Source organism: Phyllobacterium sp. P30BS-XVII (assembly GCF_014138335.1).
Taxonomy (GTDB): Bacteria; Pseudomonadota; Alphaproteobacteria; order Rhizobiales; family Rhizobiaceae; genus Phyllobacterium; species Phyllobacterium meliloti.
In genome coordinates this window covers 25,083-46,548 of sequence record NZ_JACGXO010000010.1, presented here as the reverse complement: position 1 = coordinate 46,548, position 21,466 = coordinate 25,083, and the positions used below count along the sequence as shown (strand labels likewise).

At 54.1% G+C, this 21,466-nt stretch carries 27 protein-coding genes and 2 tRNA genes; 9 read left to right on the top strand and 20 right to left on the bottom strand.

Going from position 1 to position 21,466, the window contains the following annotated elements:
- Together FHW17_RS22405 and FHW17_RS22400 are read left to right on the top strand one after the other, a co-directional pair.
- Nucleotides 1–303, top strand: a complete 303-nt coding sequence (locus FHW17_RS22405) for an urease subunit gamma (protein WP_112527032.1) — start codon at nucleotides 1–3, stop codon at nucleotides 301–303.
- 8 nt (nucleotides 304–311) lie between these two features.
- Nucleotides 312–617 (top strand): urease subunit beta, encoded by a 306-nt coding sequence (locus FHW17_RS22400; protein ID WP_091883353.1) that lies wholly within the window; start codon nucleotides 312–314, stop codon nucleotides 615–617.
- Between the two features lie 104 nt (nucleotides 618–721).
- On the opposite strand, the gene FHW17_RS22395 is transcribed toward FHW17_RS22400, so the two are convergent.
- A complete protein-coding gene (locus FHW17_RS22395) occupies nucleotides 722–1,105 on the bottom strand; it encodes a hypothetical protein (RefSeq protein ID WP_113096389.1) in 384 nt (127 codons plus the stop codon).
- 181 nt (nucleotides 1,106–1,286) lie between these two features.
- Here FHW17_RS22395 and ureC point away from each other — a divergent pair, with 181 nt between their 5' ends.
- The 4 genes from ureC to ureG are packed head-to-tail and all read left to right on the top strand — an operon-like array spanning nucleotide 1,287 to nucleotide 4,791.
- Nucleotides 1,287–2,999 carry an urease subunit alpha gene (gene ureC, locus FHW17_RS22390; RefSeq protein ID WP_182510862.1) on the top strand — a complete coding sequence of 571 codons (1,713 nt, stop codon included), beginning with the start codon at nucleotides 1,287–1,289 and terminating at the stop codon, nucleotides 2,997–2,999.
- Between the two features lie 13 nt (nucleotides 3,000–3,012).
- Nucleotides 3,013–3,510 (top strand): urease accessory protein UreE, encoded by a 498-nt coding sequence (gene ureE, locus FHW17_RS22385; RefSeq protein WP_112527028.1) that lies wholly within the window; start codon nucleotides 3,013–3,015, stop codon nucleotides 3,508–3,510.
- Nucleotides 3,482–4,171, top strand: a complete 690-nt coding sequence (locus FHW17_RS22380; RefSeq protein WP_182510907.1) for an urease accessory protein UreF — start codon at nucleotides 3,482–3,484, stop codon at nucleotides 4,169–4,171. Before ureE ends, FHW17_RS22380 begins: the two co-directional genes overlap by 29 nt.
- Nucleotides 4,168–4,791, top strand: a complete 624-nt coding sequence (ureG, locus tag FHW17_RS22375) for an urease accessory protein UreG (RefSeq protein ID WP_112527023.1) — start codon at nucleotides 4,168–4,170, stop codon at nucleotides 4,789–4,791. Before FHW17_RS22380 ends, ureG begins: the two co-directional genes overlap by 4 nt.
- Here ureG and FHW17_RS22370 read toward each other — a convergent pair.
- The 6 genes from FHW17_RS22370 to FHW17_RS22345 form a co-directional block, all read right to left on the bottom strand.
- Nucleotides 4,788–5,807: an LLM class flavin-dependent oxidoreductase gene (locus FHW17_RS22370; RefSeq protein WP_182510861.1), complete on the bottom strand. Its 1,020-nt coding sequence runs from the start codon at nucleotides 5,805–5,807 to the stop codon at nucleotides 4,788–4,790. The genes ureG and FHW17_RS22370 overlap by 4 nt on opposite strands.
- Nucleotides 5,808–5,920: 113 nt before the next feature.
- Nucleotides 5,921–6,130, bottom strand: a complete 210-nt coding sequence (locus FHW17_RS22365) for a hypothetical protein (RefSeq protein ID WP_091883335.1) — start codon at nucleotides 6,128–6,130, stop codon at nucleotides 5,921–5,923.
- A 338-nt stretch (nucleotides 6,131–6,468) separates the two neighbouring features.
- Entirely contained in the window at nucleotides 6,469–6,732 is a 264-nt protein-coding gene (locus tag FHW17_RS22360; RefSeq protein WP_112527020.1) for a hypothetical protein, read from the bottom strand.
- Nucleotides 6,733–7,693: 961 nt separating this feature from the next.
- A complete protein-coding gene (locus FHW17_RS22355) occupies nucleotides 7,694–8,959 on the bottom strand; it encodes a glycerate kinase (RefSeq protein WP_182510860.1) in 1,266 nt (421 codons plus the stop codon).
- Nucleotides 8,956–9,267 (bottom strand): Dabb family protein, encoded by a 312-nt coding sequence (locus FHW17_RS22350; RefSeq protein ID WP_182510859.1) that lies wholly within the window; start codon nucleotides 9,265–9,267, stop codon nucleotides 8,956–8,958. Before FHW17_RS22350 ends, FHW17_RS22355 begins: the two co-directional genes overlap by 4 nt.
- A 91-nt stretch (nucleotides 9,268–9,358) precedes the next feature.
- Nucleotides 9,359–10,654, bottom strand: a complete 1,296-nt coding sequence (locus FHW17_RS22345) for an amidase (RefSeq protein WP_281410763.1) — start codon at nucleotides 10,652–10,654, stop codon at nucleotides 9,359–9,361.
- 196 nt (nucleotides 10,655–10,850) lie between these two features.
- On the opposite strand from FHW17_RS22345, the gene FHW17_RS22340 reads away from it, so the two are divergent.
- The gene (locus FHW17_RS22340; RefSeq protein WP_112527010.1) at nucleotides 10,851–10,994 is read left to right on the top strand and encodes a DUF1127 domain-containing protein; all 144 of its coding nucleotides are present in this window, start codon (nucleotides 10,851–10,853) and stop codon (nucleotides 10,992–10,994) included.
- Between the two features lie 57 nt (nucleotides 10,995–11,051).
- Here the strand turns inward: FHW17_RS22340 and FHW17_RS22335 are convergent, their stop codons facing one another.
- Together FHW17_RS22335 and FHW17_RS22330 are read right to left on the bottom strand one after the other, a co-directional pair.
- Nucleotides 11,052–11,897: a MipA/OmpV family protein gene (locus FHW17_RS22335; protein ID WP_182510857.1), complete on the bottom strand. Its 846-nt coding sequence runs from the start codon at nucleotides 11,895–11,897 to the stop codon at nucleotides 11,052–11,054.
- A 229-nt stretch (nucleotides 11,898–12,126) separates the two neighbouring features.
- Nucleotides 12,127–12,202, bottom strand: a tRNA-Phe gene (locus FHW17_RS22330).
- Between the two features lie 192 nt (nucleotides 12,203–12,394).
- On the opposite strand from FHW17_RS22330, the gene FHW17_RS22325 reads away from it, so the two are divergent.
- Nucleotides 12,395–13,480: a Gfo/Idh/MocA family oxidoreductase gene (locus FHW17_RS22325; protein ID WP_112527006.1), complete on the top strand. Its 1,086-nt coding sequence runs from the start codon at nucleotides 12,395–12,397 to the stop codon at nucleotides 13,478–13,480.
- Nucleotides 13,481–13,490: 10 nt separating this feature from the next.
- On the opposite strand, the gene yacG is transcribed toward FHW17_RS22325, so the two are convergent.
- The 9 genes from yacG to FHW17_RS25475 form a co-directional block, all read right to left on the bottom strand.
- Entirely contained in the window at nucleotides 13,491–13,700 is a 210-nt protein-coding gene (yacG, locus tag FHW17_RS22320) for a DNA gyrase inhibitor YacG (RefSeq protein ID WP_112527003.1), read from the bottom strand.
- 36 nt (nucleotides 13,701–13,736) lie between these two features.
- Nucleotides 13,737–14,363, bottom strand: coding sequence for a Maf-like protein (locus tag FHW17_RS22315; RefSeq protein WP_091883311.1), 627 nt, complete (start codon nucleotides 14,361–14,363; stop codon nucleotides 13,737–13,739).
- Nucleotides 14,364–14,422: 59 nt separating this feature from the next.
- Nucleotides 14,423–14,641 carry a translation initiation factor IF-1 gene (infA, locus tag FHW17_RS22310; RefSeq protein ID WP_008122731.1) on the bottom strand — a complete coding sequence of 73 codons (219 nt, stop codon included), beginning with the start codon at nucleotides 14,639–14,641 and terminating at the stop codon, nucleotides 14,423–14,425.
- Between the two features lie 137 nt (nucleotides 14,642–14,778).
- A complete protein-coding gene (locus FHW17_RS22305) occupies nucleotides 14,779–15,192 on the bottom strand; it encodes a low molecular weight phosphatase family protein (RefSeq protein ID WP_227988202.1) in 414 nt (137 codons plus the stop codon).
- Between the two features lie 62 nt (nucleotides 15,193–15,254).
- Nucleotides 15,255–15,740 carry a UPF0262 family protein gene (locus tag FHW17_RS22300; protein WP_112526999.1) on the bottom strand — a complete coding sequence of 162 codons (486 nt, stop codon included), beginning with the start codon at nucleotides 15,738–15,740 and terminating at the stop codon, nucleotides 15,255–15,257.
- Nucleotides 15,741–15,747: 7 nt separating this feature from the next.
- A complete protein-coding gene (gene hisD, locus FHW17_RS22295; RefSeq protein ID WP_112527264.1) occupies nucleotides 15,748–17,040 on the bottom strand; it encodes a histidinol dehydrogenase in 1,293 nt (430 codons plus the stop codon).
- Nucleotides 17,041–17,061: 21 nt separating this feature from the next.
- Complete coding sequence (locus FHW17_RS22290; RefSeq protein WP_091883304.1) at nucleotides 17,062–17,499, bottom strand: DUF2948 family protein; 438 nt, start codon at nucleotides 17,497–17,499, stop codon at nucleotides 17,062–17,064.
- 134 nt (nucleotides 17,500–17,633) lie between these two features.
- Complete coding sequence (murA, locus tag FHW17_RS22285; RefSeq protein ID WP_091883301.1) at nucleotides 17,634–18,923, bottom strand: UDP-N-acetylglucosamine 1-carboxyvinyltransferase; 1,290 nt, start codon at nucleotides 18,921–18,923, stop codon at nucleotides 17,634–17,636.
- 115 nt (nucleotides 18,924–19,038) lie between these two features.
- Nucleotides 19,039–19,236 carry a hypothetical protein gene (locus tag FHW17_RS25475; RefSeq protein ID WP_091883711.1) on the bottom strand — a complete coding sequence of 66 codons (198 nt, stop codon included), beginning with the start codon at nucleotides 19,234–19,236 and terminating at the stop codon, nucleotides 19,039–19,041.
- A 154-nt stretch (nucleotides 19,237–19,390) separates the two neighbouring features.
- On the opposite strand from FHW17_RS25475, the gene FHW17_RS22280 reads away from it, so the two are divergent.
- Nucleotides 19,391–19,465: transfer RNA gene (locus FHW17_RS22280), tRNA-Thr, on the top strand.
- A 105-nt stretch (nucleotides 19,466–19,570) separates the two neighbouring features.
- Here FHW17_RS22280 and FHW17_RS22275 read toward each other — a convergent pair.
- Both FHW17_RS22275 and FHW17_RS22270 read right to left on the bottom strand, forming a co-directional pair.
- Nucleotides 19,571–20,230, bottom strand: coding sequence for a class I SAM-dependent methyltransferase (locus FHW17_RS22275; RefSeq protein WP_182510856.1), 660 nt, complete (start codon nucleotides 20,228–20,230; stop codon nucleotides 19,571–19,573).
- Nucleotides 20,231–20,470: 240 nt separating this feature from the next.
- On the bottom strand, nucleotides 20,471–21,466 hold the full coding sequence (locus tag FHW17_RS22270; RefSeq protein WP_182510855.1) for a glycosyltransferase family 2 protein: 996 nt from the start codon (nucleotides 21,464–21,466) through the stop codon (nucleotides 20,471–20,473).

Sequence of the window (21,466 nt, the reverse complement as noted above, 5' to 3'; positions counted from 1 at the left end):
ATGAATCTGACACTCCGTGAAAAAGACAAGCTCCTGATCTCCATGGCGGCTATGGTCGCCCGCCGCCGTCTCGAACGTGGCATAAAGCTCAACCATCCGGAAGCTATTGCTCTCATTACCGATTTTGTCGTGGAAGGTGCGCGCGATGGCCGTTCTGTCGCTGACCTCATGGAAGCCGGAGCGCACGTCATCACCCGCGATCAGGTGATGGAGGGCATTCCCGAGATGATCCACGACATTCAGGTGGAAGCAACTTTTCCTGACGGGACCAAGCTCGTCACCGTGCATGAACCAATCCGTTAGGAGACGATATGATCCCGGGTGAAATCATCCCAGCAAAGGGCGAGATTGAACTGAACACAGGTGCGATCACCGTGACGTTGAAGGTCGCCAATACCGGGGACCGTCCCGTGCAGGTTGGCTCGCATTACCATTTCTTTGAAACCAATAATGCGCTGATTTTTGACCGCGCGCAGGCACGCGGCATGCGACTTGATATTGCCGCAGGAACCGCCGTGCGCTTCGAGCCGGGCCAAGAGCGCGACGTGACGCTCGTCCCGCTCGGTGGCAACAGGATCGTTTACGGATTTCAGCAAAAGATCATGGGAAAGCTTTGACCAGTCAGCCTTCCCCGAAATCCAGCGAAGCAAACGACCGGCAAATTTCCGGTCGTCCCCGCTGGTTTAAAGCTGGATTGACGAGATCGTCCTATGCAGCGGGATTAGCTTGGCTTCTTGGTGACCAAGGTCAGCAGGCCCTTGGAATCGAGACTCGCAACGACCACCGCAGCGGAAGTCAGCCCTTTTTCCTTCAACGCAGCCGAGACTTGCGGCGAGGCGTCGATCGAAGTGCGCAACTGCGTCATATCCTTATCGGTTCGTTTGGCCACGGCCTCATTAACCTGAGTTTTCGTCCCCTCGGGCAATTCGTTGATATCAACAATGTTGATCGTCTTGATGGGAACCGCATCGGACTGCGCAGGCGTTTCACCCTTGCTTGCCGGTTGCTGGGCGCTTGGAGTGGCAGGCGTAGCGGTCTGGGCGTAGGCGACCGAAGTTGCCAGCGGGAAACCGGCACAAAGGGCCAGAATCATCAGTTTTCGCATCGTTTTTCCTTTCAAATGATTGGCGAACGATCATCGCTTGATGACTGGCGCAGTTCACATGCGGAATTCGATCTCAAGCGGTCGATGATCGGGTTTTTTCGGGGCTATATCACGGCAGAAATGTGGCGACCGCAGTCGGCTTTAGCGCCATGCAAGACGTACAGTTCAAGAGGGAAATATCATGCCCGCTAAAATCACCCGCTCCGCCTATGCACGTATGTTTGGCCCAACCACGGGTGACAAGGTTCGCCTTGCCGATACGGAGCTGTTTATCGAGGTGGAGAAAGATCTCACCGTCTATGGCGAAGAGGTGAAATTCGGCGGCGGCAAGGTCATCCGCGACGGCATGGGCCAAAGCCAGATTGCGCGTGCTGATGGTGCTGTCGATACGGTCATCACCAATGCTCTGATTGTTGATCACACAGGCATCTACAAGGCTGACGTCGGATTGAAGGACGGGCTGATTGCTGCGATCGGCAAGGCGGGCAATCCAGACACCCAACCGGGTGTGACGATCATCATCGGCCCCGGCACCGAAATCATCGCCAGCGAGGGCAAAATTCTGACCGCTGGAGGTATGGACGCACATATTCATTTCATCTGCCCGCAACAGATCGACGAAGCGCTGATGTCGGGCGTTACCACCATGTTTGGCGGCGGGACCGGACCAGCGCACGGGACGCTTGCGACAACCTGTACGCCCGGACCATGGCATCTGGGGCGGATGATTCAGGCCTTTGATTCCATTCCGATGAATCTCGGCCTGTCAGGCAAGGGTAATGCTTCACAACACAAGGCACTTGAGGAAATGATCCTTGGGGGTGCCTGTTCACTAAAGCTGCATGAGGATTGGGGGACGACGCCGGCAGCCATCGACAATTGCCTCACCGTGGCTGATCAGTTCGACGTGCAGGTGATGATCCATACGGATACGCTGAACGAAAGCGGATTTGTCGAAGATACGGTTGCGGCATTCAAAGGCCGTACAATCCACGCTTTTCATACAGAAGGTGCGGGCGGCGGTCACGCGCCTGATATTATCAAGATTTGCGGCCTGCCGAATGTCATTCCATCATCAACCAATCCAACACGGCCCTACACGAAGAATACCATTGCCGAACATCTGGACATGCTGATGGTCTGCCATCACCTGTCATCATCGATCCCGGAAGATGTTGCCTTTGCCGAAAGCCGTATCCGCAAGGAGACGATTGCTGCGGAAGACATTTTGCACGACATCGGCGCCTTTTCGATTATCTCGTCGGATAGTCAGGCCATGGGCCGTGTCGGCGAAGTTCTGATCCGCACATGGCAGACCGCCGATAAAATGAAGCGCCAGCGCGGAAGCCTGCCGCAGGAAACCGGCGACAATGATAATTTCCGTGTGAAACGTTATATTGCCAAATATACGATCAATCCGGCGATTGCGCAGGGTGTTTCAAGACATATCGGCTCGATAGAAGTGGGCAAACGCGCTGATCTGGTGATGTGGAATCCGGCCTTCTTCGGCGTCAAACCCGATATGGTATTGCTGGGCGGATCGATCGCCGCCGCGCCGATGGGTGATCCCAACGCGTCGATCCCGACACCGCAACCCGTGCATTATCGCCCGATGTTTGGCACCTTTGGCAAAAATGTCAGCAATTCGTCGGTTGTGTTTGTCAGCAAGGCCTCGATTGAAGCAGGTCTGCGCCAGTCGCTCGGTACCGACAAGCAACTGATCGGTGTCGAAAATACCCGCGGCGGCATTTCCAAAGCATCGATGATCCACAATGATGCCACGCCGCATGTGGAAGTTGACCCGGAAACCTATGAAGTGCGGGCGGATGGCGAACTTCTGACATGCGAACCGGCCACAGTACTGCCCATGGCGCAGCGCTATTTCCTGTTTTGAGGAGAATGAACCCATGAAACGCGTCACAGGCCATGACCACGCCGGTCACTATCACGGCACACCGTTTGACCAGATTGTGCTTGCTCATGACGAGCGCCATTTGCGCCGCAAGGTGCTAACGCTGCAAAAGGGCGAGCAGATACTCATCGATCTGCCCGATCCCATTGCTTTCACCCATGGCGATGTCCTCATTCTGGAAGACGGGCGGATGGCCGAGATCATTGCGGCTGACGAGGTGCTTTACGAAGTCACCCCACGCAACCGGCAACATCTGACCGAACTGGCATGGCATCTGGGCAATCGCCATCTTCCTGCGCAACTGGAAGAAGATCGTATCGTCATCCTGCGCGATCATGTCATCAAAGCCATGCTCGAAGGCCTTGGAGCCAAGGTTGCCGAGATTGTCGCGCCATTCCATCCGCTGCGCGGTGCCTATCACAGCGGCCATGGCCATGCGCATGATCACGATCACGATCATAGTCATGGGCATCATCACCATTCCCATGACTGATCTGAGTTCAAACACAGCGCTTTTGCGTCTGATGACCTGGCTCTCTCCGGCTTTTCCTGTCGGTGCGTTTTCCTACAGTCATGGTGTCGAACGGGCGATCCACAATGGATTGATCCATGACAAGGCTTCGCTGCAAAACTGGCTGAACGATCTGCTGCACCACGGCTCGATCTGGAATGACGCGGTGCTGTTTGCCGCCAGCTGGCAGGATGAACGCGAAGGCAAGGATTATGGGCACATTGCGGCTCTTGGCGAAGCCATGGCGGGATCGAAAGAACGCCACATGGAAACCATGTTGCAAGGCAGCGCATTTCTGCAAGCCATAGGGCATTGGAGTCCGGATAGTTCAGAGCTTGCCGGTGAAATACCCTACCCTGTTGCGGTTGCAATCATCGCGGCACGCAACGGCGTTGGACTGGAAGCCGGACTTGCAGCCTTTGTGCATGGGGTGCTTTCCAACCTTGTTCAAGGTGCCGTCAGGCTCATACCGCTTGGCCAAAGCCACGGTGTCGCGCTGATGGCAGCGTTTGAAAAACCAATCATCGCGGCTGTGCAACGCGCCGCCATATCAAGCCTTGATGATCTCGGATCGGCAGCAATCCAGTCTGACATCATGGCCATGCAACATGAAACGCAATATTCGAGGATTTTCCGGTCATGATCTCGCAAAATGGACCACTTCGCGTCGGGATTGGCGGGCCTGTTGGCTCAGGCAAAACCACTGTCACCGAAATGCTCTGCAAGGCAATGCGTGATCGCTATTCGGTCGCCGTCGTGACCAACGACATCTACACCAAGGAGGATGCCCTGATCCTCAACCGGTTGCAGGCGCTACCCGAAGACCGGATCATGGGTGTGGAAACAGGCGGCTGTCCACACACGGCCATTCGCGAGGATGCCACGATCAATCTGCAGGCAATAGCCGAGATGAACAAGCGCCACCCCGATCTCGACATTGTTTTCATTGAATCTGGCGGCGATAATCTCGCCGCGACTTTCTCACCTGATCTGGCTGATCTGACTGTATATGTGATTTCGGTTTGCCAAGGAGAGAAAATACCGAGAAAAGGTGGGCCCGGCATTACCCGCTCCGACCTTTTGATCATCAACAAAAAGGATCTGGCGCCCTATGTGGGCGCCGATCTCGATGTCATGGAGGCGGACACGAAGGTTCAACGCGGAGGAAAGCCTTACGTTTTCACCGATATGTTGCGACGCAATGGTCTCGACGAGGTAATCGCGTTTATCGAAGCAGCCGGAGGCCTTAGAGAGGCCGCCTAGGCGCTCGCTCTCGCGGCTTTTGCCTGACTATCAGCAATCATCACGTCTGCGAGAATTTCGTAGGAGTGAATGCGCGCCTTGTGATCGAATATATGGCCCGTCACCATGATCTCATCGGCACCGGTGCGCTGGATGAACTCTTCGACGCCTGCCTTGATAGTAGAAGGTGAACCCGCGACCGTGCAGGATAATGACTGCCGCAAGATCGCCCGCGCGTGGAGATCAAGTGTCTCTTCATAGCCTTCCAGAGGCGCAGGCAAAGGCCCCGGATTGCCTGTCCGCAGATTGACAAAGGCCTGCTGCTGCGAGCTTTTCAGCAAATTCGCCTCCGCGTCGGTGTCGGCTGCAAAAACATTGAGGCCAAGCATGACATAGGGCTTTGCCAGATACTCAGATGGTTCGAACCTTGCACGGTAAATCTCGACTGCGCGTTCCATTTCGGCCGGGGCAAAATGCGAGGCAAAAGCATAAGGCAATCCCAGCGCCGCCGCGAGTTGCGCGCCAAACAGGCTTGAACCGAGTATCCACACGGGGACGTCAAGTCCGGCGCCCGGCACAGCCTGCACCTTCTGACCCGGTTCCGGTTCGCGGAAATAGCTTAAGAGTTCAACGACATCCTGCGGAAAGCCATTAATGTCCTGTTCAAGATTGCGGCGCAAGGCGTGGGCGGTGATCTGGTCCGTACCGGGCGCGCGGCCGACGCCGAGATCAATCCGTCCGGGATGCAAGGCAGCAAGGGTACCAAAAGCTTCCGCCACCATCAGCGGCGCGTGATTGGGAAGCATGATACCACCCGCGCCAAGCCGAATGGTCGATGTGCCAGCAGCAACATGCGCAATAACAACAGCCGTGGCCGCACTGGCGATGCCACGCATATTGTGATGCTCAGCGAGCCACAATCGATTGTAGCCGAGGCGTTCGGCATTCTGTGCCAAATCCAGCGAGTTGCGGAGTGATTGCGCGGGCGTACTGCCAACGGAAACCGGTGAGAGATCGAGAACTGAGAGCGGGGTCATTGCCTAGATATAGGCGCTCGATCACCGGGCACAATGCGTGGCAATCGATTCATGATTCACAAAATTTGAAGTTCTGTTCAATGAAAGAAATTGATGGTTCGAGCAACTAACAATCAGTTCTTCAGAACACGTAATCCGGCGGCCTCAGCACGTAACTCCATTCCCACAAGAGCACGCGTTTCCTGAGACAATTGTTCGTCAGACTCGCGAATGGCAGTTTCAATGAAATAGGCAATCATTTCAAATCCTTCACCATCGGCAATAGCACACAACTTCGAGAGTTCTGTTTTCAATACTTTCAGCGTCTGAACTCTCTTGTTCATGCTTCTCTCTCCAGGTCCCACGAGCGGCATTACTATTTTCTTGTTCTTTGAAACATTCACATTATCGCAGATAAAAATCCATGTTGCAGACGGCAGGATCAACAAATTCCGCCGTGCATTTGGTGGATATTTTTCCCAGTAGTTAATTGTTCTTGCAGATTATAATGAAAGTTTCCATCCGCTATTATTAGCAAAATACAGGACTTGGAAAGCCCCGAAGCGATCACAACTTTTGATGTTGGTTTCTTGTCTTGATTCAAATTTACTTAAAATTATATCGATCTATACACAACGCCATGAATGCATTCATTTATTTTATTCCATCCGCAGATTACCGGTCAAAGTCGTGAGATTTGCACGCGTGGTTTTCCGCAGATTTCTTTTGAACCAGACTTCACAGCCTTGTCGATCAGACCGGATGCGAGGTCTGAAACCACTTCGACGGCAATATCTTCAGGCATGCCTGTTTCTGCCATCCCGGCCCGCATAGCCTGCACACTGGCATCGCTGTCCGTTCCGCAAATATAGGCTTGTGCTTCCAGCAGCGCAGCTTTCTCAAATTTTTTATTGCTGATGTCATTGCTCTCGGATGGAGCAGCCATTTGGCCCTTCATGCTGAAGGCCGCAGCAGGCTGGATTGACAACGCCGACGCTACAACTGCCATTATAAGGACTGACGCAGATAATTTACGCATCTCTTTGGCCTCGATTGCAGAGGCCAATAACCGGACAAGCGGCCTCTTCACACATGATTAACGAAACCGGCAGCCAAGAAGTTCCCGACCTCGTTCTCAACAGGCTGTGATGCAGAGGTGATAATTGAACGCAATTATGCTGCATTGCACCAGACGCAATGCTGCTATGCAATATTATCTATATTAAATCAGACTAATGGAGTTATTCTTAGATTAGGAATTTTCGACAGCGTCACCTCCTCCCGGCCCTGTCGAAACGGTTGGCCTCTTCTCCTCCCAGAAGGCCTTCCATAACCAACGAAACCCACCGCACCTCCTCCCGCGGTGGGTTTTGTTGTTTTCAGGCCTTTTCCAAGCCCACAAACTTTACCCATTAACAAAAACACCGCCCCAAGCATCATCTGCATTGGAACGGTGTTTGAAATGGTAATCTGGATATTGGCCGTTCAGCCGATCACTGAACTGCGTTTTGAGCACCGGGCGTTTCCGGAACCTTTGACGGCGTGGCCTTCTGGGTCAAGGATTTTGGTGGCGGAACAAAATGCGTGTCCTTCGCCGGTGACATGGCAGAAGCTTCCGATTTCGGACTCTTGCTCGTGCCCGTACTTGTGGCTGTGCTTGTGTTGCAGGCCGTCAGCACCATTAGGGACAAGATAGCCATGGGAAATGCAATGCGCATACGACGTTCCTTCGTTTACATGTGAGAGCCGCCCAAGCGACATTTAAGACAATCGCAGAGGGTTGACCACCCAATCATGGCGATTGCAGGTCAAATAAAGCGTCAACCTTGTCCTTGAAAAATGCGCATGACTTTCTAGCGGTCCAATTCTGAGATTCACGTGATCAGCGTGATGGCAAATTCGTGCCACTAGCGGATGAGGATTACCCTGAGATCATTGACGTTGGTCCCTGTTGGTCCCGGCACATAGAGATCATCGATGGCATTGAACGCCGACCAGGCGTTATTGCCATTGAGATAGGCCGATGCATCAAGTCCCTTTGCCAATAACCTCGCTATGCTGCTCCCGTCAGCAAAAGCGCCGGCATTGTCTTCCGAGCCATCAATGCCATCCGTGTCGGCGGCAAAAGCGGTGATCCCGTCATAGCCATCAATATCAATGGCCAGCGACAGCAGAAACTCACTATTGCGTCCACCTTTGCCTTTGCCGCGGACCGTGACCGTCGTCTCACCTCCGGAAAGAATGACGACAGGTCGTGAGAAGGGCTGGTTTTTGCTCAGTACCTGCTTGGCCAACGCCGAATGCACATGGGCCACTTCCCGCGCCTCACCTTCAATCGCATCGGAAAGTACAACGGCTTCAACACCAAGCGCACGCGCGGCTTTGGCCGATGCCTCGAGTGAAACGCCAGCTGAGGCGATGACCCGGTGCTCATGGGTGGCAAATTCCGGATCAGAGGGTTTTGGCGCGTCAGCGGCTGGCGATTGCAAATGCTTCAAGGCAGCAGGCGGCAGATCAAGGTTGTATCGTTCGACAATGCGCAATGCATCTTCACGGGTTGTTTCATCAGCAACTGTCGGGCCGGAAGCAACAAAGGCGGGATTATCGCCCGGTATGTCGGAAACGATCAGCGAAAATACCCGCGCAGGATAGGCCGCAGCGGCGAGCCTTCCGCCCTTGATGGTGGAGAGATGTTTACGTACCGCATTCATCGCGGAAATCGGCGCTCCTGAGGCAAGCAGTCCCTTATTCACGGCTATCTCATCGTCAAGTGTCATGCCATCTGGTGGTGATGGCAACAATGCGGAACCGCCGCCCGAAATCAGTGCCACCACAAGATCGTCTGCGGTCAAACCCGAGACTGTTTCAAGCAAACGCTTCGAGGCAATCAGCCCAGCCGCATCCGGCACCGGATGGGACGCTTCGATTATCTCGATGTGCTCACATGGCGCACCAAAACCGTAGCGCGTGACAACCACACCTTCGAGCGGACCATCCCACACCTTTTCAAATGCACTGGCCATTTGCGCAGACCCCTTGCCTGCTCCAACCACTATGGTGCGGCCCTTGGGCTTGGCAGGCAAATGCGCGGCGATTGTGTGTAATGGATCAGCAGCCTCAACAGCAGCCTGAAACAGCTTTATGAAAAATTCCTTGTCCTGCATTCGCGTCACATATCCAGATCAAAAACAAAAACACCCTCAACCCCAGCTATAGCAGAGGCAACGATACGCCCGCCGATGGCTCTGTGCTCCGCATCCTCAAGATAGGTGTCACGGGCAACCGCATCGGCAAAATCGATTATGAAGCCCTCCGAATAGCCTTTGTCCATACCCACTTCCGGACTGACGTTTGGCCGTGCAACGAACGACAATACTCCCGGCAGTTTGCCACAGAGATTTTCAAGATTGCTATATATCTGTTGTCGATCAGAAGCGGGGAATTCGTCACGAAAACGAATGAAAACACAATGGCGGATCACGGGGAGCTTTCCTATTGGTCGAATGGTCGAGGCGCATCCTGACGGGATTACCGGAAATTGCGAGTGCTAATTCTGCTTCTCCCGAAATATCCTAGCCAAGCAGTCGCTCGACAGACATGGCCATCGATAAAAGTCTGGCATCGGCGCCATGGCGCGCAAACAGCATCAAGCCAGCAGGCAAAGCCAGATCGGGCATGGGAAGGCTGATAGCCGTCAGATCGAATTGATTGGCTATCTGTGGATTGCGCAGCAACAGGCCCTCGGTCTGTCTGTAGAATTCATCATTCTCGACAACAGAGGCGATCAAAGGAGCTGTGATCGGCGATGTGGGCATCGCGAGAAGATCATGGGACGCGATGAAACCGTCCATCTTGTGCATCAGGTCACGCCGTTTTTGCATGAGTTCGATGTAATCCGCTTCCGATACAGCCAAGCGCCGCAACAAAGGTTTCTGGACACGAGGGTCGACATCGAGCCCCGTATCATTAAGCCAATCAGCGTGAACACGGCTGGCCTCTATGCCTGCGATTGAACCAACCGATGTGGCTTCGGCCATTTCGTGGATCAGATCATCCAGCGTGCATTCAACCAGAATAGCGCCTGATCTTTCGCAACGTCGCAGACTGTTTTCGAATGCTTTGGCAATTTCAGGTTCCATTGCATCAAGAACCACTCCTCGTGGCACGGCTATACGCAAGCCGGTCAAAGATATGGGTTCTGGGAGGATTACACCCTCACCTGCCATAACCGCGTCCGCCAGAGCGCAATCGGCAACAGAACGCGCCAAGGGGCCAATGGAATCAAGACTCGGTGACAAAGGAAACGCACCCTGCAGCGGCACTCTCTTTGCCGTGGGTTTGAAACCCACGACGCCGTTGAGCGATGCCGGAATACGAATGGACCCGCCCGTGTCCGAGCCAATCGAAATATCGCTTGTACCATCGGCGGCGGAAATGCCCGCGCCGGTCGATGACCCACCGGCGACGCGACTGGCATCAACAGCGTTTCCCGCAACCGTGTAATGCGGATTGAGCCCCACGGCCGTGAAGGCGAACTCGGTCATGATGGTTTTACCTGGGATGACCGCACCGGCCTTGCGCAGACGCTCAACAATCACTGCATCCCTGACCGCTACCGGCTTATTCCGGCGCATGGTCGAACCGGCAAGGGTTGATTCCCCCGCCACATCGAACAGATCCTTGATTGAAACGATCTTGCCGTCCAACGGCCCAAGCAGGCGTCCTTCGCGCGCACGCCCGTCCGATGCATCTGCCTCCTCCCGCGCAGTATCAGGGTAGAGTTTTACAAATGCATGCCCGCCTCCAGCGGCTATGGCTGTCAGGCTCTGCTCCAGTCTATCGCGTGCGGATAAGGTTGACCGGGACAATGGCATCTCCCCTCAGAAAACATGACTTGCCATGTCTATAACGCGGTGGGCACGAAAATCAAAAGAAGGCTACTCAGATCAATGATATTGCTATGCAACATGATCATTGCTGCCATGCAACATTGGCAATTTTCAAGACAGGCAACGCACCACACTATCACCTTGGGAGGGCAAATATAATTAAGGGGAATACCAAATGAGCCTTCGCAACCGCATCCAAAAATGGCGCCAGTACCGTCAGAACCTGTACGAACTCCAATTATGCACCGATCGCCATCTTGCTGATCTTGGCATTGCGCGCTCGGACATCCGCCGCCTCGCATGGCAGGCCTGCAGTTAAGCAACTATCCCTATTTTTAAATGTCAGATTGTTTGAGCAGGCCGATAGTGGCCTGCTTTAGTGTCCAACACCGAACGAATAATTCCAGGTAATGCCCACGGCTTTCTGATCCTTGGACCCGAGCCTTGGCACAACAGGACTTTCAGCTGCATCTCCGGCCAGTCGGTCGTAGCGGCCAAACAGCTGAACGCTCCAAGCATCCGAGAACGAATAGGTTGTTGCAGCGACGATGCCGTACGACTTGATGCCGCCGCCGGGCGTATAGGCCTCAACCCGATGGTTGTGACGGGCTTCATCTTCCGTCACGCCAAATGCGTTGCGCATATAGGTACTGTCAGCGATCGACAGCCGCGGACCAACCGAAAACAGGAATTTATCATAGCGCTGGAATACGTCGGCTGACAGATCGGCGACAAGACCACCTGAGTTGTTGAAGGCCTGCCGCACCTCGGCACGCACACGCAGGCGATCCGGAATCGGCCAATATTGCGCAAACATGCCGCCATCGACAGTAAACGAGATATGGCGCAGGCCGACAAAGGCTTTGTCATCAGAGTGATCACGGCCTGACCGGAAGCCGATCACCGGACCAAGCTCCAGCCCGCCCAATGTCAGAAGCGTATAGTCGATATTGTCATCGGGGGCACTCATGCCCTCGGGCTCGTCAGCACTGCGGATGTCAAAGGAAGGCATGAAGCCAAAGCCGCTTGTGCGGGCGCCTTCGAACTTGCTGCCATATTCAACACTGGCACCGACGGTTACGATCCAGCGGGCAGGATTAACAGGCTTGCCATCGGTGGCGACCGCTCCTGCATCCGCTGCAAGGGCAGCGCCAGAGCACGCAGCAAGACAAGCAGCGCTTAGAAGCACCGCCACAAATCGCTTTTTACTCTGATACGCCATCTACGCGGTTTACCCCGATTCGCAGCCATCCCAGACTGCCGCGTGATCTTTAGATCAATTCCGCGGCAAATTTTAGTGCTGATTGGATCAAAAAGATAGGACCAGAAAATGCGGTGAAGTGATTTGAGGAATGATCGTTCCACCTGCCGCAAATTCATTTCCGCGTGTCGTTTATCCCAGCTTATCAAACGCTGGCTCGACGATTCTGCATGAAAAAATGAGTGAAAAGTGGTGCCCAGACGCGGATTCGAACCACGGACACGCGGATTTTCAATCCGCTGCTCTACCAACTGAGCTATCTGGGCACTTCAGGCATTTCCGTTATCCGGCAAGCCTTTCTGACAGCGTTGACTTTCTGTCGGAAGCGGGTGGGTTATAACACTAAAAATCCCCCTGTCCAGCATCAACTAACGATTTTTTTGCCGTTTTTCTGCCTCTTGCAAACGGCATGCATTGGTGCGTTTGTTTAAACCATCGAGAGACAGGATTCGTATTCCATGGATGAAACGGGGGAGAAGGCTGCCAAGAGCAGTGATTTTGGCTGGGGAATCATCGGGAGCGGCGAAATCGCCCAGCGATTCGCCGCCGATCTGGTTTTTGTGCCTGACGCAACTCTTGTCGCCAATCACTCCCGCTCACTTGCCAGCGCCGAACAGTTTCGCGGCGCATTCGGTGGCAAGCGGGCTTATGTCGATCTCGATTCCTTCCTGTCCGATCCGGCAGTTGACGCCGTTTACATTGCCACGCCCAATTCCGTTCACCTGGCCCAGGCGCTGAAGGCCGTACGGTCAGGCAAGGCAATTCTGACAGAGAAGCCTATTGCCCCTTCGCATACGGAAGCCTCGGTAATCCAGCGCGAAGCGACGCGGACCAAGGTCTTTGCCATGGAGGCCCTATGGACCCGCTTCCTGCCAGCTGCGGTGGCGGCCAAAACAAAGATCGATGCGGGTGAAATCGGCACAATCCGCCGAATCACAGCAGAACTTGCCTATGCCCATGACTACGATCCCGAAAGCCGGTTTTTCAAACGATCACTGGGAGGCGGTGCGACGCTCGATCTCGGCGTTTATTGTGTATCCCTTGCCATGTACTTTCTCGGCCAACCGCAGAAAGTCTCCGGCCTATGGCATGCCGCGCCAAGCGGCGTCGATATGAGTTCGGAAATGACCCTGCATTATGACGGGGCAGAAGCAAATCTTTCCTGCGGGTTTGATCGGGATGGTGCGAATCATTTCGTCATTGAAGGCACGCAGGGCGCATTGCGGCTCGATGCACCCTTTCTCCAGGCGCAAAGACTGACGCTTTACCGACCATTCGTCGTTGCAACTCCATTTGGCCCGTTAAAACCGCCAAGCGGCCTGTTCGGCAGGCTGCTTGACCGGTTGCCGATTCCCGGCCGTTGGATGGAAGACTATCCCTTTGAAGGCAGTGGACTGCAGTTTGAAGCTATGGCGGTAATGAATGCCATCCGCAAAGGCGAGAAAACCTCGAAGATTATGCCCCTTAGTGACAGCATCAACGTGTTGCGCGCGATTAACATCGTGCTGGCACAGCCTGCCACCACGCGGGTTATCAAAATCTAAGGGTCGGGCCTCAGCGCTCCGAATCATCCTCGCTATCGTCAGCGCTTTCGACAGCAGGCAGGACATAGGCACCGGTCAGCCAGCGATTAAGATCGACATTGCGGCAGCGGCTTGAGCAAAACGGGTAATGCTCGCGCTGCGATTGTCTTTTGCATTCCGGGCATGGCCTTGGTGGCCGCAATGGCGTTACTTTCGCCGAGCTATTGTTTTCATCCATCAGTCCAAAACCTCAGAGCTTTTGTTAAACAGAAAGGCTCTAATGTGCCGATGATTGCCAATTGGCATAGACGGGATAACCCTCGCCATGCAGGAGGCCGGCAGTTTCGTATAGAGGCAGGCCAACCACATTGCTGTAGGAACCAACCAGCTTGACGACAAAACCGCCTGCAAGCCCCTGAATGGCGTAGCCACCGGCTTTCCCGCGCCATTCACCTGACGCAAGATAACTCTCCAGCTCCTCGCGCGAAAGACGTTTGAAGCGCACACGCGTTTCAATCAATTCCTGACGAATCTTGCCCTTCGGCGTAACAAGGCACAGGCCCGTATAGACGCGGTGCGAACGGCCGGACAAAAGGCGCAGGCAGCTTGTTGCATCATCGAGAATTTCGGCCTTCGGCAAGATACGCCGACCAACCGCCACGACCGTATCGGCGGCGATAATATAGGAATTGCCAAGCTCGGCATCGCCCTTCAACTCACCCGCAACTTTCTCGGCTTTCAGGCGCGACAGGCGGCGTGCGAGGGAACGCGGATGTTCGGCACGCAGAGGCGTTTCGTCCACATCGGCGGGCAAAAGGCGATCGGGCTCCAGGCCGATCTGGCCCAGAAGCGCCAGACGGCGCGGCGAGCCGGATGCCAGAACCAGTTTGTGTTGATCGCTCATGAACGCATTTCCTGGAAATTCGTGTCCTGCGGACAAGTCCGGCCGGAGGCCAATGGGACTTATTTGAAGCGGTAGGTAATGCGACCCTTGGTCAGATCGTATGGAGTCATTTCAACAAGAACCTTGTCACCTGCCAGAACGCGGATGCGGTTCTTGCGCATACGACCAGCCGTGTGAGCAATGATTTCATGATCATTTTCGAGTTTTACCCGGAACATCGCGTTGGGCAACAGCTCCGTCACGAGACCAGGAAACTCTAGTACTTCTTCTTTCGCCATGCGTAGTTCTATCTCCAAAAAAGGAATTTGCGGTCACACTCGACCGCAATTTTGCGCGGAACCTATAGTATTGCGCGCCATTTGTGAACAAGGGAGTTGGAAGCAATTGTGTACGGCCTGACAAACACTCAAATTGCCTAGCCGAAACGCTCCTGAATGTGATGTTTAAGGTTATCCCTGACATCGCGATAGGCTTCCATGATCTGATCCCGGCGGCCACGCACCAGCGTTGGATCAGGTGTCGGCCAATATTCCACGTGAACCGATGTGGTGCGGGTGAGTTCCAGTGCCATATGATGAGCCTTGGGCGACAATGTGATGATCAGGTCAAAATAGTCGTCTTCCAGTTCTTCGAAAGTACGCGGATGGGTGGAAATGCGTTTCAAACCCAGCTCTTCCAGCACCGCGTCGACAAATGGGTCGGGCTCACCCTTTTCCACACCGGCCGAAGCGACATAGACCCGTGGCGGCAAAAGGCTGCGGGCCAGTGTTTCGGCAATAGGCGAGCGGATGGAATTCATCCCGCAAATAAAAAGCACGGCGGTTGGCATGCTGCCTTTGGCAGGCTCCTGCTCGTCCGGGAGCTTTTCCGGTTCGACGCTCACTGGCCCGATCACCCCCGCCAATGCAGCACACATACCAGCGTAAAGAGGCGGCGGGCCGTGTCGAAATCCACCTCGATCTTGCCACTCAGGCGATCCATCAGCGCTTGCGACCCTTCATTGTGCAGCCCTCTTCGCCCCATATCAATCGCTTCAATCTTGCTCGGGCTGGAAGACCGGATTGCCTCGTAATAGCTCTCGCAGATCATGAAATAGTCTTTCACAACCTTACGCAGCGGCGTCAGGGACAGAATATGGGTGACAACATCGTCACCCGCTTCCCGGGAAATGGCAAAGACCAGCCGTGTTTCTATCAGGGAAAGCTTTAAGCGATAGGGGCCTGTTCCCTCGTCACTCACAGGGCGAAAGCTGTTTTCCTCAATGAGGTCAAAAATGGCAACGGCCCGCTCATGCTCAACATCAGGCGTGGAGCGGCCGATGGTCTCGTCCAACTCCACATCAATCAATCGCGCATCGGTATTGCCCGTTGCTGTCATTATTGTCCTATAGGTTCAACCGGATCGCGACGGAATTGCCATGCGCATCAAGACCTTCGGCGCGCGCGAGTTCTATCGCCGCCGGCCCCAGAGCGCGCAACTGTTCCACACCCAGTTTCAGGATGGACGTTCGCTTGACATAGTCAAGTACAGAAAGGCCGGAGGAGAAACGTGCTGACCGTGCCGTTGGCAATACGTGGTTGGAGCCACCGACATAATCGCCAATGACTTCAGGCGTATAGCGGCCAAGAAATATGGCACCGGCGTTACGCACACCCGCTAGCAGTATTTCGGGATCATCTGTGGCGATTTCCAGATGCTCGGGAGCGATACGATTGACGAGCGGCAGCCCCGATTCCAGATCCTGCACCAGAATCACGGCACCATAGTCACGCCAGCTGGCACTTGCGGTTTCAGTTCGCGGCAGGTTTGCCAGTTGCCTCTCCACCGCCGCGATAACCGCATCGCCAAACGTTTCGTCATCGGTGATCAATATGGATTGCGAGGCGGTGTCATGTTCTGCCTGCGCCAGAAGATCAGCGGCGATCCAGTCAGGGTTATTGTCGCCATCCGCAAGAACAGCCACTTCGGAAGGCCCGGCAATCATATCAATGCCAACCTGACCGAAAACGCGGCGTTTGGCAGCCGCCACATAGGCATTGCCCGGACCAACGATCTTCGACACGGGAGCAATGGTCTGCGTGCCATAGGCCAAAGCAGCAATCGCTTGGGCGCCACCAACACGATAAATCTCGGATACGCCTGCAAGCCGCGCTGCCACGAGAACCAGTGGATTAAGCTTTCCATCCGGAGACGGCACGACCATGACAATGCGCTCAACACCTGCCACCTGTGCCGGAACGGCATTCATCAGCACAGAGCTTGGATAGCTCGCCGTGCCGCCGGGCACATAAAGCCCGACCGATTCCACTGCTGTCCAACGCGAGCCAAGCTCGACACCCAAGGCATCGGTATAGCGGTCATCCTGCGGCATCTGCCGCTGATGGTGCGAATGAATGCGGTTACGCGCAAGCTTGAGGGCTTCGACAGTTTCCAATGGCGCTGCGGCCATGGCCGCATCGATTTCCGCCGATGTAATCGCAATACCGTGCTGAACGAGATCAATCCGGTCAAAACGCTGGGAATATTCGATTAGCGCTGCGTCACCCTCGGTCCGGACTCTATGAATAATATCGGCAACTGTGCGATCGACATCTTCCGATACCTCGCGCTTCGTCAGAAGAAACGCGGCAAACCGGGATTCAAAATCAGGATCGGACTGCCTCAACACCAATGCCAATGTAACCACTCCTTTTGCCCGTCAGGCATCATGTTCCGGCTTGAACTCGGTTTCCCAGACAGGTCCGAGATCCGTAAGCTGTGCTTCGATAGCTTCCACCTCAAAACGCAGCGCCTTGTTGGCGGCGAATGTCAGTTCGATCGTCCCTGAAGGGGCATCCCCGGCGATGAACCGGATTGCCAGAAGTGACAGTACATCGTCCTTGTAGCGGCGTTCGATACCGGTCGCCTTGAGGCTCGTCACCCGCGCAAAATGCAATGCCGTGCGCCGGCGTTCAAACGTGCGGTGGCGTTTGCCATCGGCGGCCAATTCCCAGACGAAGCGATTGACAGCCAGAACCAAACGCTGTTCGGCAGGCAGATAATCGATATCGGCTATTTTCAGCACGGAATCCTGCAGATGCGCAGAAAGGATTTGCAGATCTTCCTCATCAAGCGCGATGAGTTTGAGAGTGTCCATGTCTACCCTTTGCATGACTTATCAGGATCATGGCGCGCGGGACGCGCCACATTCCTTTCCCTGTTAGAGGAAAGTTCAGGCAAATGGAATTCTACTGTTGGGCGAAAATACACAAACAGGAAAAACAGCGCGCATCAGTCGCTGATACGTTCCACAACAGCGCCACAACGGGACAGCTTTTCTTCCAGACGCTCAAATCCGCGATCAAGATGATAAACGCGATTGACGGTTGTTTCGCCTTCCGCAGCCAAACCGGCAATAACCAGAGATACGGATGCACGCAGGTCGGTTGCCATGACAGGCGCACCTTTCAGCCGTTCCACACCTTCGATCTTTGCCGTCTGTCCGGACAGGGAGATTTTCGCGCCAAGACGAGCCAGTTCCTGCACATGCATGAAGCGATTCTCGAAAATGGTCTCGGTGATGTGCGATGTGCCTTTGGCCATGGTCATCAGGCCCATGAACTGTGCCTGCAGATCAGTCGGGAAGCCGGGGAATGGCTGCGTGGTAACATCCACTGGCATAATGCCGTGGCCATTGCGAACGACACGCAGACCTGAATTTGTCTCGGAAATTTCAGCACCGGCCTGACCCAGTGTCTCCAGTGCCGCGCTCAAAAGGCTGGCATCGGCACCTTCGAGGATCACGTCGCCACCGGTCATGGCCACAGCCATCGCATAGGTGCCGGTTTCAATACGATCAGGAATAACACGAACACGCGCACCGGAAAGGCTGGTGACGCCTTCAATGGTGATTGTCGACGTACCCGCACCGCTGACGCGTGCGCCCATCGCATTGAGGCAATCGGCAAGATTGACGACCTCGGGCTCCTGTGCGGCGTTCTCGATGATGGTCTCGCCCTTGGCAAGGGTTGCTGCCATCATCAACACATGGGTCGCGCCAACCGATATTTTCGGGAAGGTGAAGCGTGTACCGACAAGGCCGCCCTTTGCGCTTGCCTTGACGTAACCATTCTCGATTTCAATCTCGGCACCAAGCGCGCGCAGACCATCAATGAACAGATCCACCGGACGTGTTCCGATGGCGCAGCCACCCGGCAGCGATACGGTCGCTACACCCATGCGCGCCAGAAGCGGGCCAATGACCCAAAAGCTTGCACGCATCTTGGATACGAGTTCGTAGGGCGCTGTTGTATCGACAATATTGCGAGCGGTGAAATGGATCGTGCGGGAATAGGCCCCATCCTGACGTTCACGGCGGCCATTGACGGAATAATCAACGCCATGATTGCCGAGAATGCGGATCAGCTGTTCTACGTCGGCCAGATGAGGCACATTTTCGAGCGTCAGCGTATCATCCGTCAAAAGCGACGCGATCATCAACGGCAAGGCCGCATTCTTGGCACCGGAAATCGGAATGATGCCATTCAGCTTATTACCGCCAACAATCTTGATACGATCCATAATGTGTCACTTTCGCGGGATATACCCGTCCTGTCGTTGAGCCCTTTGCAGAGCCGGTTGATCTAAACCATCGCAGACAATGGTTCAAGAAATGCTTCGATCGCAGTGCGACCGGTCAAGATTCCGAAGACGGGGTATCGGAGGAGGTCTTTTCTGCAGCGGTGATTCCCTCGTCGCGTTCATCTGCAGCCCCGGAGCGCCGGGAACGTATTTGCTGTTTTCGCCGCGCCAGATTCGCCCGTAATTGTTCCGAACGCCGCTTCTCACGACTTGTTTGCTCGGAATTCGGGTTTTTCGAAGACGGCGATGTCATATGTGATCTTTCAAAATCCGTATCCGCCAATCGCGATATTTTCCTTGGGAATGCTAGGCTTTTGGCGAATCCTGATATTTTGCCCAAGAGATTACGATTGCTTGCTTGCGATTTAAGCAATGATATGGCAGAAGTCCGCCGCGTTCGCAAATCAGCTGCGGTAGCTCAGTGGTAGAGCACTCCATTGGTAATGGAGAGGTCGAGAGTTCAATCCTCTCTCGCAGCACCAGCGCAACCCTTTGAAACTATTGAGAAATCAACGATATGGGTTGCAGCCGCTGTGTAGCTGTCATGTAATCCTGGCAACGTTCTTGGTGATGACCTCGCAACCTGACTATTCAGGGGTCTGCAACATCTGCTTGTTGATATACGGCGTCTTCTCCAAAACGATGATAGAATCATAGAAGTGAATTGCCGACGTCGTGCGAGTTATGTTGGTTTCCGGCACGGTCTCGTCGCCGTTTTCACCGTAAATAGTGTGTCGCGCATGCATTTCATCGACGAAGCCTTTGCACCTGTTGATGAACGAATTTTCCGAGCGCAATCCGCCGCCAAGCTTCGACCAATAGCCACCGTTCAGATCTTCAGCAAGGTAGATGCCGTCGCGAGCCATGCGAGGATATAGGAAATCAAACGATACGTTGATGTCGTCGTGGTGATGACTTCCGTCATCCATGACTATATCGAATGGACCAAACTCATTCAGCAAACCCTGTAAAAATTGCCGATCACTCTGACTCCCGATCCTTACCGCAATCTGCTCTTCCTCATAATTTTTACATTCTGGCCGAATGTCGATTGAAACAATGCGGGCCATCGGCCCAAAGTAATACTTCCACATTTTGGCCGAACCACCATAACCAGTTCCAATCTCCAGGAAAGTAACTGGACGATTTTGGTATCGCGAAAAATATCTCTCATATATCGGGAAGTAATGGGCGTACTTTATGATCTTACTGCCGTTATTATTGATGAAATAATTATAGAGATTCATGATAACTTTTCTTCCGATTAGTGTTTTCGTGGAGTCTCTCAAAACAAGCATCGGAAATTGCAATGGTACTCGTCAAGTATATTTTATCTCATAAAAATTTTTGTTAAGTATGCCTGAAAAGTATCGTGCTAGAATACGGGCGCAGTTCTCCGTCATGCATACGATCATTGTTCGTGAAACATTATCCACAGGTAATCCACAGATAGTTTTGATGAGACCGGCAAGGCTGACTGTTGGATGTCATGCACCGCTGACGCGTTGGTAGTGCGATGATTCTTTGCCAAAACATGCCCGCAGGAGGCCGACGATGCTGCCAAGACGCGAAGCTGCCTTCACCAGAGTTCTTCCCTTCGTGAAAGGCACAGCAATCAGGTAAAGACAAACAGACAAGATCCTGCCGACAAGTGAGCCCGGCAAACGCAGAAGCGTTATGATTCGTCTTTTCCGCAATTTGGCTCGCATCTCTATCGTGCTGATATCGCGGCTGCGTCGGTACTGATAGGCAAAAGTTAGCCGGTCTTGCGGCACGGTTTCATAGGCAATTGCCTGGGGTGTCCAGCCTGTTTTGGCGCCAAGCTTGCTGGCATCGGCCCAAAGCCGCCAATCCTCGCCGCCTGCCAGTGCAAGGCCATTGTCAAAACGCACGCCGGTGCGGCGGAAGAACGCCAGATTTCCCATCCAACTTCCGGTTGCGATCCTTATGCGATGCATCTGACCGCTATTACGCTTGCTTAGATATTTTGCCTCACTCTTCCGGTTGGCCAGTTCCATGCCGGACCAGATCATTTTCTGCCACAGGGTTGCGTCAGGTGCAGGCGGGGCGAGACGAACAGGCGATCCGACAATGTCCAGATCATAGGCGTCCCGCTCAGCAAGCAATTGTACCAGCCAATCTATTTCCACTGTCTCGTCGTCATCCGCGAAGGTGAGCAAATCATCGCCTGCATCAATCGCACATTCGAGAACGCGATTGCGTACAAACGCAATGCCAAGACGCGGTTCTATCTCATACCGGACGGAACATTGCGGGACTTGCCTGCAAAATGCGGCCACGACGTCCTGCAGCGTAGCCTGATCATTGTTCTCAACAATGAGGAAATGGATGCGTGTCCCCTCCGGCACGCGCATATGGGCGTAGGATTTCAAAAGGTTTTGCAACATCAAAGGCCGATTACGGGTGATCGTGCCAATACAGATGCTACGCTTGCGTGTAATTTCTCCGGATATGCCCGCCAT